This is a genomic window from Streptomyces sp. NPDC005281 (assembly GCF_040607495.1).
Lineage (GTDB): Bacteria > Actinomycetota > Actinomycetes > Streptomycetales > Streptomycetaceae > Streptomyces.
Map to the genome: position 1 here is coordinate 50,601 of NZ_JBEXGX010000021.1, position 14,669 is coordinate 65,269.

Annotated in this window: 14 protein-coding genes; 4 read left to right on the forward strand and 10 right to left on the reverse strand. The window is 72.0% G+C overall.

The genetic code is table 11. The features are described 5' to 3' along the window. The first annotated feature begins 95 nt into the window (after positions 1 to 95). The 3 genes from ABZV42_RS27345 to ABZV42_RS27355 all read left to right on the forward strand — a co-directional run bounded on the left by ABZV42_RS27345 (position 96) and on the right by ABZV42_RS27355 (position 2,572). Positions 96 to 557, forward strand: coding sequence for a nuclear transport factor 2 family protein (locus ABZV42_RS27345; RefSeq protein ID WP_356053984.1), 462 nt, complete (start codon positions 96 to 98; stop codon positions 555 to 557). Positions 558 to 860: 303 nt separating this feature from the next. Then, complete coding sequence (locus ABZV42_RS27350; protein WP_355985483.1) at positions 861 to 1,616, forward strand: alpha/beta fold hydrolase; 756 nt, start codon at positions 861 to 863, stop codon at positions 1,614 to 1,616. Continuing rightward, positions 1,613 to 2,572 (forward strand): AfsR/SARP family transcriptional regulator, encoded by a 960-nt coding sequence (locus ABZV42_RS27355; RefSeq protein ID WP_356053986.1) that lies wholly within the window; start codon positions 1,613 to 1,615, stop codon positions 2,570 to 2,572. The genes ABZV42_RS27350 and ABZV42_RS27355 overlap by 4 nt, the downstream gene beginning before the upstream one ends. Positions 2,573 to 2,638: 66 nt before the next feature. On the opposite strand, the gene ABZV42_RS27360 is transcribed toward ABZV42_RS27355, so the two are convergent. From ABZV42_RS27360 to ABZV42_RS27370, 3 genes are all read right to left on the reverse strand, one after another. Continuing rightward, positions 2,639 to 3,376 (reverse strand): hypothetical protein, encoded by a 738-nt coding sequence (locus ABZV42_RS27360; protein WP_356053988.1) that lies wholly within the window; start codon positions 3,374 to 3,376, stop codon positions 2,639 to 2,641. After that, the gene (gene argB / locus ABZV42_RS27365) at positions 3,373 to 4,281 is read right to left on the reverse strand and encodes an acetylglutamate kinase (RefSeq protein ID WP_355985544.1); all 909 of its coding nucleotides are present in this window, start codon (positions 4,279 to 4,281) and stop codon (positions 3,373 to 3,375) included. Before argB ends, ABZV42_RS27360 begins: the two co-directional genes overlap by 4 nt. Positions 4,282 to 4,554: 273 nt before the next feature. After that, positions 4,555 to 5,907, reverse strand: coding sequence for a lysine N(6)-hydroxylase/L-ornithine N(5)-oxygenase family protein (locus tag ABZV42_RS27370; RefSeq protein ID WP_356053990.1), 1,353 nt, complete (start codon positions 5,905 to 5,907; stop codon positions 4,555 to 4,557). A gap of 575 nt (positions 5,908 to 6,482) precedes the next feature. On the opposite strand from ABZV42_RS27370, the gene ABZV42_RS27375 reads away from it, so the two are divergent. Then, entirely contained in the window at positions 6,483 to 7,127 is a 645-nt protein-coding gene (locus ABZV42_RS27375; RefSeq protein WP_355985491.1) for an FMN-binding negative transcriptional regulator, read from the forward strand. A gap of 30 nt (positions 7,128 to 7,157) precedes the next feature. Here the strand turns inward: ABZV42_RS27375 and ABZV42_RS27380 are convergent, their stop codons facing one another. The 7 genes from ABZV42_RS27380 to argC form a co-directional block, all read right to left on the reverse strand. After that, positions 7,158 to 7,922, reverse strand: a complete 765-nt coding sequence (locus ABZV42_RS27380) for an LmbU family transcriptional regulator (RefSeq protein WP_356053992.1) — start codon at positions 7,920 to 7,922, stop codon at positions 7,158 to 7,160. Between the two features lie 301 nt (positions 7,923 to 8,223). Continuing rightward, on the reverse strand, positions 8,224 to 9,000 hold the full coding sequence (locus ABZV42_RS27385) for an ABC transporter permease (RefSeq protein ID WP_356053994.1): 777 nt from the start codon (positions 8,998 to 9,000) through the stop codon (positions 8,224 to 8,226). Next, entirely contained in the window at positions 8,997 to 10,016 is a 1,020-nt protein-coding gene (locus tag ABZV42_RS27390) for an ATP-binding cassette domain-containing protein (RefSeq protein WP_356053996.1), read from the reverse strand. Before ABZV42_RS27390 ends, ABZV42_RS27385 begins: the two co-directional genes overlap by 4 nt. A gap of 29 nt (positions 10,017 to 10,045) precedes the next feature. Next, positions 10,046 to 10,732 carry a DUF4097 family beta strand repeat-containing protein gene (locus ABZV42_RS27395; protein WP_355985499.1) on the reverse strand — a complete coding sequence of 229 codons (687 nt, stop codon included), beginning with the start codon at positions 10,730 to 10,732 and terminating at the stop codon, positions 10,046 to 10,048. A 286-nt stretch (positions 10,733 to 11,018) separates the two neighbouring features. Next, the gene (locus ABZV42_RS27400) at positions 11,019 to 12,422 is read right to left on the reverse strand and encodes an acetylornithine transaminase (protein WP_356053998.1); all 1,404 of its coding nucleotides are present in this window, start codon (positions 12,420 to 12,422) and stop codon (positions 11,019 to 11,021) included. Further along, positions 12,419 to 13,570: a bifunctional glutamate N-acetyltransferase/amino-acid acetyltransferase ArgJ gene (gene argJ, locus ABZV42_RS27405; protein WP_356054000.1), complete on the reverse strand. Its 1,152-nt coding sequence runs from the start codon at positions 13,568 to 13,570 to the stop codon at positions 12,419 to 12,421. The genes ABZV42_RS27400 and argJ overlap by 4 nt, the downstream gene beginning before the upstream one ends. Positions 13,571 to 13,626: 56 nt before the next feature. Then, positions 13,627 to 14,655, reverse strand: a complete 1,029-nt coding sequence (argC, locus tag ABZV42_RS27410; RefSeq protein WP_355985505.1) for an N-acetyl-gamma-glutamyl-phosphate reductase — start codon at positions 14,653 to 14,655, stop codon at positions 13,627 to 13,629. Between the last annotated feature and the right edge of the window lie 14 nt (positions 14,656 to 14,669).

Here is a 14,669-nt window from a genome sequence, read left to right on the forward strand (position 1 = left end):
CTGTCCGTACCGAACCCGGATCCGGGAGCGCCCCGGGATCCCCCCGACGTCCCCCACCCCTTGCGGACGCGGACGCCAAGCGGAGGCTTGAGACCATGACCGTCGAGCTTGTGGACACCGCCGAACACACCCTGCCCGAAACGCAGTTCGCCGCCCTGTACGCGCAGGCGCAGCAGTTCTACGCACACCAGATGCGGCTCCTGGACACGCACGACACCGAGCGCTGGGCCGCCACCTTCGCCGAGAACGCCGTCCTGCACCTGCCGTCCCGGCCCGCACCGGTGCGGGCGCGCACCGCACTCGCCGGCTACGTGCGGGCCGGCGCCGCACGACAGCGGCGGGCCGGCAGCCGCCTCGACCACTGGGTCGGCCTGCTCGACGTCCGGCCGCAGACGGACGGCTCGCTGCACACCCGCTGCTCGGCGCTGGCCTACGTCACACCGGGCGACGGCGGCCCCAGAGTGCTGTACGTGTGCGTCATGCAGGACGTCCTCATCCGCTGCCGGGGCGAATGGCGCATCGTGCACCGCCGGGTCACCCGCGACGACCTGGCCTGAACCCGGGGCCAGAACACCGCTGAAGCCGGACTCGAAGTTTCCTGCACCGCACGGGACTTGGGACCGCACCGCGCCTAGTGTCGTTCGTGCACATCCCCTCCCTGTCCGCGCCCGCCCGCCGTCGTCGACGAGGGCGGGCGCGTCGACGTCCCGGGCGAAGTCCACGAGCACTCGAGAGCGGTTCGAGGCCCGCTCATGACAGCGGCCACCGACGCCCGGACACCGCTATCGTCCCCATCACCCCTGGTCCGGACCCGGCCGCTGGCGGGCAGGACACCGCAGTCTCTCGTCGATGGAGTTTCCATGCACAAGGCGGAAGAGCCGAAGCTGCGCCTGTTCGTGTTCCACCACTCCGGCGGTTCGCACCTGGCCTACCGCGACTGGCCCGCCGCCTTCCCGGCCCACTGGGACGTGCGGACCCCCGACGCCCCGGGCCGCGGCCCGCGCGACCGGCGCCCCGCACTGGCCGACGCCGGCGCACTGCTCGACCACTTCCTGCACGAGCTCGACACCCGGCTGACGGGCCCCTACGCGTTCTTCGGGCACAGCATGGGCGGACTCGTCGCCTACGAACTGACCCGCCGCCTCCTGGACATGGGCCGCACACCACCGCTCTGGCTCGGCGTGTCCGCGCGCGGCACACTGCACCCCGACGGGGACCCGGTGCGCCGGCACCTGCTCACCTACGCCGAACTGCGCCACGAACTGGCGACGATGGGCGGCACACCCGCCGAGGTCATGGACCACGACGAACTGTGGGAGCTGTTCGAGCCGACCATCCGCGCCGACCTGCGCATGAGCGAGACCTGGCGCACCCCGCCCCTGACCGCGCCGCTGCCGGTGCCCCTCTCGGTGTTCGGCGGCACCCGCGACCAGGTCGCACCACCGCACCGCCTGGACGGCTGGGCCGAGACCACCGAACACTTCCTCGGCCGGCACCTGTACGACGGCGGCCACTTCTACTTCCAGGACCACCTGCCCGAAGTCGCCCGCCGGATCCAGGACGACGTGGCCCGCGCCCAGCTCGGCGCCCGCGCCCCGTCCCCGGTCGCGCGATGACCGTCCTCGCCCTCGCCGTACCGGCCCCGCCGCACACCAGGGCGACCCGGCCGAGCGAGGCGGGCGATACGGTCGAGGCGACCGAGTTCCGGCTGCTGGGCCCGGTGACCGTGCACGACCGGGCGACCGGCACGGGCATCGCGCCCTGCGGCCCCAAACAGCGGGCCCTGCTCGCCACACTGGTCGTCCACGCGGGCGAACAGCTGTCCGTGGACCGCCTGGTGGAGGAACTGTGGGGCGAGCGGCCCCCCGCCAACGCGCCGAGCGCCCTGCACACCCACATCGCCCGGCTGCGCCGGCTCCTGCCCGCCCCGGGCCACGAATGGATCAGCACCCTGCCCACCGGATACCTGCTGAGCCTGGGCCGCGCCTCCACCGACGTGGCCCGCTTCACCCGCCTCTCCGGCCAGGGCCGGGCCACCGCCCCCCACGACCCCCGCCACGCGGCCGCACTCCTGGACCGGGCGCTTGCCCTGTGGCAGGGAACAGCCCTCCAGGACAGCTGCCAGGGCCCCCTGTGCACGGCCGAGGCGGACCGCCTGGAGGAACAGCGCCTGACCACCCTGGAAGCCCTGTACGAGGCGAGCCTGAACTGCGGCAGACACGCCGAGATCGTCTGCGACCTGGAACGCCTCACCGCCGCCCATCCGCTGCGCGAGCGCCCCTACGACCTGCTGATGACCGCCCTGTACCGGTGCGGCCGCCAGTCGGAGGCCCTGGGCGTCTACGAACGCGCGCGCCGCCGTCTGGTGGGCACCCTCGGCGTGGAGCCGGGCCCGGCGCTGCGGTGCCGCCTGGAGGCGATCCTCAACCACTGCCCCACACTGACGGCATCGCCCGCCTGCCATCCGGACCTGGCGGCGCAGGTGACACGCCTCCAGGCCCGGATCGACCAACTGGTCGCGGACCAGGCGGACTTGCTGCGCCTGGTCCAGGACCGGGCCGCGGGCCGCTGACACCCGTCGGCCGCCGCCGTCCCGGTGCCCCGGCACATCGGGACGGCAGCGGCCCTGCCGGGGGATCTAGAGCAGGCCGGTGAACGCGGCGAAGACGTCGTCGAGTTCGTTGCTGTGCACGGTGAGCGACTCGGGTACGAGCGCCGCCGCGTCGAGGACGGCGAGCACCGCCCGCAGCGTCTCGACACCGGCGTCCGCGGGGATGTGAAGGGCGCCGGTGCCGGGGTCGGCGAACGCGCCGTCGAAGCAGGCACCGGCACGCTCGAGCGTGATCGCTTCGGCGAACCGCAGGCGGATGACGGCGGCCGGCGCACCGCTGTCCGGCTCGGGCCACAACCCGCCACCGGGGTCGTGGTCGCCGGGCCCGTGGTCGCCTGGCCCGGGGACGGCGGGCCGGTCGGGTCCGGGGGCCCGGTACGCCGGCAGGAGGCTCAGGCCGGAGCGGCCCCGGGGCGCGGTGTACTCGGGCCCCTCGAAGCAGAGCCCGCCCCCACTCCCGTACCCGTCAAGGCCGCCACCGTTCCCGTACCCGTCAAGACCGTCGTTGTTGTCGGCGTTGTCGTGGTGCCGCGGGTCCGGCTCGGCCAGGGCGTTCAGCAGGACGGACCTGGCCCGGGGCGGCAGAGCGGCGGCGAGCCGGCGCGCGCACTCCTGGGCCGTGTCCGCGTCCGTGCCGGCCATGGTGACCAACTCGTGGATCAGGACGGCCGGTTGCGGGGCGTGCCCGGAGCCCGCCGGCCCGCCGAGGGCTCCGGCCGGGCCGCCGGCGTGCGGGTGCTGTCGCTGGTGCCACTGCTCGTTCACGGCAGGACCTCCTCCTCGTCCGGGTCCGGCACGATCACCGTCCCGATCCCGTCGTCGGTGAACATCTCCAGCAGGACCGAGTGCGGGATCCGCCCGTCGATCACCCGGGCCGCGCCGACCCCGCCCCGTACGGCCTGAAGGCAGCCACTCATCTTGGGCACCATGCCGTCGCTCAGCTCCGGCAGGAGCTTTTCCAGCTCGCCGGCCGTCAGCCGCCCGATGACCTCGGCACTGTGCGGCCAGCCCGCGCACAGCCCCGCGACGTCCGTCAGCATGACGAGCGCCTCGGCCCGCAGCGCGGTCGCCAGCGCCGCCGCCACGGTGTCGGCGTTGACGTTGTAGACCAGGCCGTCCTCGGCGCTGCGGGCGAGCGGGGAGACCACCGGGATCCGGCCGGCGGCCAGCAGGCCGTCCAGGGCGGTGGTGTCCACGCCGGTGATGTCGCCGACCCTGCCGACGTCGACGGGCTCCCCGTCGATCCACGGCACGTGGCGGACCGCGGTGAGAGTGTTCGCGTCCTCGCCGGTCATGCCGACGGCGAGCGGGCCGTGACGGTTGATCAGCCCGACCAGCTCCCGCTGCACCTGACCGGCCAGGACCATGCGGACCACGTCCATCGCCGCCGGCGGGGTGACCCGCAGGCCCGCTCTGAACTCGCGCTTCATACCGCGCCGTTCGAGCTCGGCGTCGATCTGGGGACCTCCTCCGTGCACCACCACGGGCCGCAGCCCGGCATAGCGCAGGAAGACGATGTCGCGGGCGAAGGCCGCCGTGAGGTCCTCGTCGACCATGGCGTGCCCGCCCAGCTTGACGACGACGGTCTTGCCCTGGTGGCGGGCCAGCCACGGCAGGGCGTCGCCGAGGGACTGGGCCTTGACCTGGGCCTGCTGCACGCCGACGGTCATGACACCCTCGCCCGCCGAACGAGGCCGCCGACCGGGGAAGTGGCGCTCATGGGTCACGACTCCTTCTGTGGGGGCCCGGCCACGGGCTGGGCCCCATGACCGGTGGACATGCGCTGGAGAGCTGCACGAAAGGACTTGGCTGTGCCGGGTGTTTTTGGGACGGTGAACTCCGTCCGGCCCCGGGGTGCGCGCCGCGGTCGTCGCGCACGGGTTCTCGAGTGTCCTGCCGCGGGGTCACGTCCTGTCAACGGGACAGTAGTGCGGCCCGCCGCTTCAGACGGCCGAGCGCGCGGACCGTACGGCGCCGGTACGGCTCAGCTCCCGCTCGGTGCGCCGCAGCACGATCGAGTCGGCGATCTCGCCGCTGCGGACCGCGATGTTGGACAGCAGCGCCGAGGACAGGCCGTGGGTGTGCTCGGTGCCGCCTTGGAGGTAGACCCCGCTGCTCAGCCCCGACGCGCTGACGAGGCGGTAGTCGCGTTCCACCTGGTGCCTGCCGGCCGTGTCGCGCAGGAAGTGCCGGTCGAAGTCGCCGAGCAGGCGGGCGGGGTCCAGGCCGTCGTAGCCGGTGGCGAACACCAGGGCGTCGACGGCGAGTTCCTCGGTTTGGTCGTCGAGCAGCGAGCGCAGGCTCACCCGCGTCTCGTTCCCGGCGCGCTTGACGTCGGTGACCCGGGTGAGGTTGCGAAAGTGCAGCCGGCTGCTGCCGCGCACCCGCTCGTCGTAGGAACGCCGGTACAGATCCCGGATGACGTCGGAGTCGACCACCGAGTAGTTGGTGTTGCGGTGGTAGCGCCAGAACGCGTCCCGTGCCTGCTCGGTGCCGAAGTAGTGGTCGTCGACCGCGTCGGGGTCGAACACCTGGTTGGCGAAGGGTGTGTCGTCGGCGATGGCGTAGCCGTAGGACGGGACGACCGCGGAGACCTGGGCGTGCGGCAGCTCGTCGTGGAAGAAGCGGGTGATCTCTGCGGCGCTCTGGCCGGCGCCGACCACGACCACGTTCTTGAGGTCCTTCGGGTCCTGCGCGTTGAACCGGCCGAGGAACTCCGAGCTGTGCCAGACCCGTTCGTCGGACGTCACCCCGTCCGGCAGGCGCGGCACCAGCCCGGTCGAGATGACCACGTTGCGGGCGGTGACCACCCGGGTGGGCCCGTCGCCGGTGCGCACCTCGATCTGAAGGAGGTCGGACCCCGGCGCCCCGGCCTCGGCGACGCGCCGGATCGAGGTGACCTCGGCGCCGTAGGTGACCCGGTCGCTCAGATCGGCGGCCGCCCACTCCAGGTACTGGTGGAACTCCTGGCGGGTGGGGAAGAAGTCCTGGTTGTTCACGAACTGCACCAGCCGGTTCGAGGCGTGCAGGTACGAGACGAAGCTGTACCGGGAGTGCGGATTCCGGTACGTCGCCAGGTCCTTGAGGAACGAGATCTGCATGGTCGTCGACGGCAGCAGCATGTTCCGGTGCCAGCCGAAGGCGGGCTGGCGCTCGAAGAAGTGGGCTGTGACCGGATGCCGGGGAGTGCTCGCCCCGTGTTCTTCCAGAGCGATCGCGAGCGACAGGTTGGACGGGCCGAACCCGATACCCACCACGTCGTAGACCTCTTCGCTCAGCCTGCCCGTTGTCTCCATGTGAATGCTCCCGATGCGTCTGGAAATCAACCGGTGGCCCACAGCGCCTTCCGGCTTGGCAAATCCTTGCCATGATGTTGGCAACCCGATCCTGAGATCCGGTCTCGTGACGCTGGAGTGGTGGCGGAGTCGCTGGTGGGAGAGGTGACTTCGATACGCGACGGCACGGAAACATTGCCCGACACCGCTGCCTGCGCCTGCGCCGACGCCTATGCCGACACCGCGGCCCGCGCCGATGCCGTACGCGGCCGCCTGTGCCGTACGCGGCCGCGTCGCCGTATGCCGACGCATGGCGCCGTACGCAGTCGCGTGCGCCGTGTGCCGTGCTCGTGGTGGTGCCGCCGGCGTCGTGCCGTGTCCGCGCCGGCACCGGTGCGGACACGGCACGACGGGCGTGGAAAGTGAAAGCGAGGCGTTTTTGGAGCGTTTCTCGAAAAGGGATCGAGGATCGCTGGAAGTCCCCTACAGGCCTTCTCCAGGTGGTCGGAATGTGGAAGCATTGTCCTGTCGGCGGGACGGCCGTATGGTCGGCTGGGATCCTCGAAACAGGACAATTTCCGAAAAGGAGAATGCGAATGTTCGTGCCCAGCTTTTATCGCGAGCCGGATAATTCCTGGACGGCGGATCTGATCCGCGACAATCCCTTGGCCCTCGCGGTGACGAACGGCAGCCCCGAGGACGGCCCCTTCGCCACCCACCTGCCGGTCATCTTCGACCCCGAGGCCCCCGGTGGCACGGGCGGCGAGTTGGCGGGGGCGACACTGCTCGGGCACATGAACCGGGCCAACCCGCACTGGGCGGCGCTGCGGTCGGGCGGCGTGCTGCTGCTGACGTTCACCGGCCCGCACTCGTACGTGTCACCCACGGTGTACGAGAAGACTCCGGCCGCCCCGACGTGGAACTTCACCGCGGTGCATGTCCGGGGCGTGGTGGAGAAGATCGACTCCATGGAGGAGACGCTGGGCGTGGTGCAGTCCACCGTCCGCGCCTTCGAGGGGGCGTTCGGCGACGGCTGGGACATGACCGACTCGCTCGGCTACTTCCGCCAGATCGCGCCCGCGGTCGGGGCCTTCCGGCTCACGGTCACCCGGGCCGAGGCGATGTTCAAGCTCAGCCAGGAGCAGCCGGGTGAGGTGCGCGAGCGGGTGCAGACGTCGTTCGGGCAGAGCGGGTGCACCTACAAGCGCGAGGTCGCCGGGCTGATGAACCGGCTGGCCTGAAGCCGCCGGTGGCCCTTGGCGCCGGAGGCTTCAGGCGCTGATGGCCACCGGCCGGCTCCGCTGCTCGGCGAGCCCCTTCATGTCCTGCACGCCCGTGAGAGCGGCGGCCTCGGACCGCTGCGCCGCCCCGAGCGCCTCCAGCGCGGTCGCGGCCGCACTGTCCAGCGTGGCCATCACCCACTGCTCGAAGTCGACGCCCAGCTGCTGCGCGGCCTGGTGCCACCACTCCAGGCGGCTGCCGGGAACCTCCAGACGGCGCCGGCCCGGCTCGGCGGGAGCGGCCGGCTGCTGCTCGCCCTGGCGCGCGGAGCGCAGGGCTCCGCGCAGCTGCTTGGTGGTCCACTGCCGCTGTTCGGCGCGGTCGAGCCACAACTCCTGGTCCGCGACCGGCATGGAGGCCAGCTCGGCGTGGTGCTGGAAGCTCAGGGCGGGGCGGCGCCGGCCGAGGTCGAAACGCCGCGAGACCCACGCGTAGTTGCGCAGGGTCTGGTACGACAGGCCGGCGGCGCGTATCCCGCGCTGGTAGCGGTCGGTGTAGTGGTCCTTGCCGTACACCATCCAGTCGCCCAGCCACCAGGAGGACGAGTCGAGGACGTCGGCGAGCTGCCGGCCGGCCCGCTCCCACTCGTCGTAGGCCATCTTGGCGGGCATCTGAAGGCCCACCTTGGTCGTCAGCACCGGGACCCGGCGCGGCGCGGACGCCGTGGCGCGTGCCGGCCGCGGCGTCACCTGCGGGACGGTGGTCGCCGTGCCGCCGTGCGGTCCCGCGGTCTGACCGGCCGGATGCGCCATCATGCCTCCTGAGAACGGTGCATATAACCGTCGATAAGCGTCGCAGGGCAGCCTGGGGTGGCACCTGAGCGGCACTCGAACGGTTGCACGTCGAACTTCTTCGTGGAATGGCGCCGGCCTTTTCCGCCGGGAAATACGGAAACCATCGGACCGGCCGCGTGAGCGCCGGAAAAGAAGAAAAGGGGAGGGCCGGGGTGCGGGTGTTTTTCTGGCGGAAAAAAGGGCGGCGTACTCCGGCCCGGTGCCGGTGCACGCCGCCCTGGGCGGAACGAGGGTGCGGGAAGGCTGCCCGCCGCGCATGACGTCAGTTCGCGTCGCTGTCGAACTTCGAGGCCGACCAGTAGTAGCCGAGCACCGCCAGGCCCAGGCACCACAGCAGGGCGATCCACCAGTTGTTGCCGATCCCGGTGCCCAGGAGGAGGCCGCGCAGGGTCTCGATGGCGGGGGTGAAGGGCTGGTACTCGGCGATCGGCTGGAACCAGCCGGGCATGGAGTGCAGCGGGACGAAGGCGCTGGACAGCAGCGGCAGCAGGATCAGCGGCATGGCGTTGTTGCTGGCGGCCTCCGCGGTCGGGCTGACCAGGCCCATGCCGACCGCGATCCAGGTCAGCGCCAGGGCGAACAGGACGATCAGCCCGAACGCCGCGAGCCAGTCCAGGACGCCGGCACCGCTGGAGCGGAAGCCGATCGCCACGCCGACGGCGGCGACCAGGACCACGCTCATCACCGACTGCAGGACGCTGCCGATGACATGGCCGATGAGGATGGAGCCCCGGTGGATGGCCATCGTGCGGAAGCGGGCGATGATGCCCTCGCTCATGTCGGTGGAGACCGACACCGCGGTGCCGATCACCGTGGAGCCGATCGTCATCAGCAGGATGCCGGGCACGATGTAGGCGATGTACGCCGAGCGGCCCGCGCCGCCGCTCATCGCGCCGCCGAAGATGTAGACGAACAGCAGCAGCAGCATCACCGGGGTGAGCAGCAGGTTCAGGGTGAGCGAGGGGTAGCGCCTGGCGTGCAGCAGGTTGCGGCGCAGCATGGTGGAGGAGTCGCGCACGGCGAGGGACAGGGAGCTCATCGCAGGGTCTCCTTGGGCTGGTCGGCCTGGTCGGCCTGGTCGGCCTGGTCGGTCTGGTCGGCCTGGTCGGTCTGGCTGGTCTGGGTGGGCAGCTTGCCGGTGTCGGTGAGGGCGAAGAACACGTCGTCGAGGTCGGGGGTGTGCACGGTCAGTTCGTCGGCCTCGATGCTCGCCGCGGCCAGCCAGTCGAGGATGGAGTGGAGTTCCTGCTGGGTGCCGTCGCTGGTGATCTGGAGCGCCAGTGCCTCGTCGTCCCGGGTGGCCCCGCGCAGTGCGGAGGCGGCGGAGCGGTAGGCGTCGGGGTCGGTGAAGCGGAGCCGGACGTGTCCGCCGGGGACCAGCCGCTTCAGTTCCGCGGCGGTGCCTTCGGCGGCGATCAGGCCGTTGTGCAGTACGGCGATGCGGTCGGCGAGCTGGTCGGCCTCCTCGAGGTACTGGGTGGTGAGGAAGACGGTGACGCCGCCGGAGACGAGCTCGCGGATGATGCCCCACATGGTGTGGCGGGAGCGGGGGTCCAGGCCGGTGGTCGGTTCGTCGAGGAAGATGATCCGGGGGCTGCCGACCAGGGTCATGGCGAGGTCCAGGCGCCGCTTCATGCCGCCGGAGTAGGTGGAGGCCGGCTTCTTCGCGGCCTCGGTCAGGTCGAAGCGTTCCAGGAGTGCGGCGGCGGCCCGGCGCCCCTCGGTCTTGGGCAGGTGGTGCAGGTCCGCCATGAGGAGCATGTTCTCCTCGCCGGTGATCAGGTTGTCGACGGCGGAGAACTGCCCGGTGACGCCGATCGCGGCGCGTACGGCTTGGGGGTCGGAGGCGAGGTCGTGGCCGCCGACGCGCAGTTCGCCGGCGTCGGCGCGGGTGAGGGTGGAGAGGATGTTGACGGCCGTCGTCTTGCCGGCGCCGTTCGGGCCGAGCAGGGAGAAGACCGTGCCCTGCTCGACGGCCAGGTCGATGCCGTCGAGCACGACCTTGTCGCCGTAGGACTTGCGCAGCCCGTTCGCCGCGATGGCCAAAGTGCTCATGAGGGGTGCTCCTTCGAGGCTGCGGGCGGTCACAGGCTGCGGGCGGTGATGTCGCCGTAGGCGGTGGTGGCGTGCACGTCCAGGTCGCAAGTGCCGTCGTTGCGCAGAGAGTTGTCGACGCGGCCGTAGTCGGTACGGGCGTCCAGGGAGGCGGAGACGCCGCGGGCGGCACCCACCGTGATGTCGCCGTGCCGGATGTCGAGGGTGACCGTGCCGCGCACGGCCTCGCCGATCCGGATGGCGCCCTTTTGGACGCTGATCTCGGCGGGGCCCTCGAGGCGGCCGACCGAGACCTCGCCCTCGTGGACGGTGAGGCGGGCGCTCGCGGCCTCGTCGACCTTGACCGAGCGGTGGCCGCCCGTGAAGGTGACGTCGCCGAGGCGTCCGACGCCGCGGAACTCGGCGGCGGCCGCCTTCGCCTCGACCCGGGAGCCGGCGGGCAGCATGACCGCGACCTCGACGGACCCGGAGTGCCCGAGGAGCGTGTGGGCCGCCTGCGCGGCCTCGATCCGCAGGACGCCGTCGCCGAAGACGGCCTTGATCTCCCCGGCCGCCTTCACGTCGCGGCTCTTGGAGGGGTCGGCGGGCCGGATCTCGACCACGGTGTCGGCCCGCTCCGCGGCGATGAACTGGAGGCGTCCGGCGGGGATGTCGACCTCGGCACGGATGGGGGAGGGGGTCTCGAAGGTCTGCGTCGCGTACTCGGTCTTCTGCACCGGGGGCTCCTTGGACTCGTGTTTTCCGATGTGGAAAACGCTACGTTGCATTCAAGGATCCGGCAACAACCTTGTTGCGCACTAGATGTATCGCCGCAGCTCAGCAGTGTTTAATTGTTGCAACGGATCTGAATGTAATGCAACGTCAGCGACTGGATGCGTTGCAATAGGATGAGAGTGAACGCTCCGCGGTGACCTCGGCGTCGGCCCGCCGCCGCCGCCGTCGGCAGCGGCACAGACGCCGGCATGGACCTCGGTGCGGACCTCGGCCTCGGCGCGGACCTGGCTAGGCGTGGACCTGGGCGTGGACCTCGGACAGCGCCGCCCCGAACCCCTCGAGGAAGGTGTCCACCTCGCGGTCCGACACGATCAGTGGCGGGGCGAGCCGGATGACGTCCGCCACCGCCGCGTTCACCAGCAGCCTCCGGTCCTGGGCGGCCTGCTGCACGCGTGCCGCGAGGTTCCCCTCCAGTGCGACGCCCACCAGCAGTCCGGCGCCGCGGACTTCGCGCACCAGCGGATGGGCCAGGTCCTCCAGGCCGCGCCGCAGCCGCTGCCCGGCCCGCAGGACCCGGTCGAGGATGCCGTCCCGCTCGATGGTGTCCAGTACGGCGAGGGCGGCCGCGCACACCACGGGGTTGCCGCTGAAGGTGGACCCGTGCGCGCCGGGCGTCAGCAGGTCCGCGGCGGCGCCGAACGCGAGCGTCGCGCCGATGGGCAGACCGCCGCCCAGGCCCTTGGCGAGGGTGACGACGTCCGCCTCGACGCCCTCGGCCTGGGCCGCGAACCAGTGGCCCGTGCGCCCGATGCCGGTCTGTACCTCGTCCAGGACGAGGAGGGTCCCGGTCGCCGCCGTGATCTCGCGGGCCGCCCGCAGATAGCCGGGCGGCGGCACGATGACGCCGTTCTCCCCCTGCACGGGCTCCAGGACCAGCAGCGCGGTGTCCGGGGTGACGGCGGCGCGCAGGGCCGCGGCATCCCCGTACGGCACATGGGTGACCTCGCCCGGCAGCGGCAGGAACGGCTTCTGCTTGGCGCTCTGGCCGGTCAGCGCCAGGGCCCCCATGGTGCGGCCGTGGAAGCCCCCGGTCGTCGACACCATGTGCGTACGGCCGGTGAGCCTGCCGATCTTGAAGGCCGCCTCGTTGGCCTCGGCGCCGGAGTTGGAGAAGTACACCCGGCCCGCGCGCCCGGCCAGGTGCAGCAGGCGTTCGGCCAGGCGCACGGTCGGCTCGGCGATGAACAGGTTCGAGACGTGCCCCAGCGAGGCGACCTGCGCGCAGACGGCCCGTACGACCGCGGGGTGCGCGTGGCCGAGCGCGTTGACCGCGATGCCGCCGAAGAAGTCGAGGTACTCGTTGCCCTCGGCGTCCCGGACCCGGCAGCCCCGGCCCTCGACCAGAGGCAGCCGGGGAGTGCCGAAGTTGTCCATCATGACGCCCCGCCAGCGCCTGACCAGCGCCGCGTTGGCCGCCCCACCGAGCTCGGCACCCGCACGACTGCCGTTCCCCACGGTCGTGCCGCCGTCGTCCGGCGTGAGCGCCGCGCCCGCACGGCCGCTGCTCCCCACGTCCGTGCCGCCGTCGCCGTCCGGTACGTGCGCCGCGCCCGCACGACTGCCGTTCCCCGCACCCGTGTCGTCGTCGCCGTCCGGTACGAGTGCCGAGGTCGCGTGTTCGGAAGGGTTCATGAGGCGTACTCGCTGTTCTCGTGGACGTAGTCGGCGGTGAGGTCGTTGGTCCAGATGACCGCGGAGTTTTGGCCGGCGGAGAGGTCCACGGTGATGTCGACGTCGCGGCCGCTCATGTCCACCAGCGCGCGGTCCTCGCCGATGCCGCCGCCCCGGCACACCCGTACCCCGTTGATGGCGACGTCGAGCCGGTCGGGCTCGAAGACGGCGGAGGTGGTGCCGATGGCGGACAGGACCCGGCCCCAGTTGGGATCCTCGCCGTGGATCGCGCACTTGAGGAGGTTGTTGCGGGCGATGGAGCGGCCCACCTCGACGGCGTCGTCCTCGCTCGCGGCGCCCGTCACCTCGATGCGGATCTCCTTGCTCGCGCCCTCCGCGTCCCCGGTCAGCTGCCGGGCCAGATCGGCGCAGACCCTCTCGACGGCCTGCGCGAACTCACCGTATTCCGGGGTGACTTCGCCGACGCCGGAGGCCAGCAGCAGCACGGTGTCGTTGGTGGACATGCAGCCGTCGGAGTCGACCCGGTCGAAGGTGACGCGGGTGGCGTCCCGCAGCGCCCGCTCCAGTACGCCGCTGTCGAGGCAGACGTCCGTGGTGAGCACGGCCAGCATGGTGGCGAGCCCGGGAGCGAGCATGCCCGCACCCTTGGCCATGCCGCCCACCGTCCACCCGTCCCCGGTGACGGCGGCCGTCTTGTGCACCGTGTCGGTGGTCATGATGGCGCGGGCCGCGTCCTTGCCGCCGCGGGCGGAGCGCAGGGCGACGGCGCTCTCGACGCCGGGCAGCAGGCGGTCCATGGGCAGCGGCACGCCGATGAGCCCGGTGGAACAGACCGCCACCTCACCGGAGTCCAGGCCGAGCAACTCGCCGGCCCGCTCGGCGGTCGCCTGCGTGTCCTTCAGGCCCTGCGCCCCGGTACAGGCGTTGGCGCCACCGGAGTTGAGGACCACCGCGCGGACACGGCCGTCCGCCAGGACCTGCCGGGACCACTGGACGGGGGCCGCCTGCACCCGGTTGGAGGTGAAGACACCGGCCGCGGCACAGTGCGGCCCGTCGTTGACGACCAGCGCCAGATCCGGGCTGCCGTTGTTCTTGATCCCCGCGGCGATGCCCGCCGCCGTGAAGCCTCGTGCTGCGGTGACGCTCACGTGCATCTCCTCATTCGCCCCGCCGCGTCAGCGGCTGATGTCCGTGCCGCCCCGGATCACGGCGCGACTCCGGTCGTGGAAAGCCCCAGTTCCTCGGTGAGACCCAGGGCGATGTTCATGCACTGCACGGCGCCGCCCGCGGTGCCCTTGGTGAGGTTGTCGACGGCGCTGATCGCGATGATCCGGCCGACCGCCGGATCGAGGGCCACCTGGACCTGGACGGCGTTCGACCCGTACACCGCCCCGGTGCTCGGCCACTGCCCCTCGGGCAGCAGCCGGACGAACGGCTCGCCGGCCAGCGCCTTCTCGTACGCGGCCCGCACCTTTCGAACACCGGTGCCGGGCAGGACCGCGGCCGAGCAGGTGGCGAGGATGCCGCGCGGCATGGGAGCCAGCGTCGGGGTGAAGCAGACCGCGACCCGCCGGCCCGCCACCGCGCTGAGGTTCTGCACCATCTCCGGGGTGTGCCGGTGGCCGCCGCCCACACCGTAGGGCCGCATGGAGCCCATGACCTCGCTGCCGAGCAGGTCCGCCCGGGCCGCCCTCCCGGCACCGGACGTGCCGGACGCCGCGACGACCACCGCCTCCGGCCCGGCGATACCGGCCGCGTAGGCGGGAAAGAGCGCCAGGGACACCGCGGTCGGATAGCAGCCCGGCACCGCGATACGCCGGGCGCCCGCCAACGTCGCGCGGGCACCCGGCAGTTCGGGCAGTCCGTAGGGCCAGGTGCCCGCGTGCGGCGAGCCGTAGAACGTCTCCCAGTCGCCCGCGTCCGCGAGACGGAAATCCGCCCCGCAGTCGATGACGAGCGTGTCGTCGCCCAACTCCCTTGCCACGGCGGCGGACTGGCCGTGCGGCAGGGCCAGGAAGACGACATCGTGCCCCCGAAGGGCTTCGGCGGTGGTGGGCCCCACCTCCCGCCCGGCCAGCGCGGCCAGGTGCGGCTGGAGGGTGCCCAGCCGCCGGCCCGCGCTGGAGTGCCCGGTCAGGGCACCGATCCGCACCTCGGGGTGGGAAAGGAGCAGACGCAGGAGTTCACCCCCCGCATAGCCGCTCGCTCCGGCCACGGCTGCACGCACTGTCATCGGCTCTCCTGGGG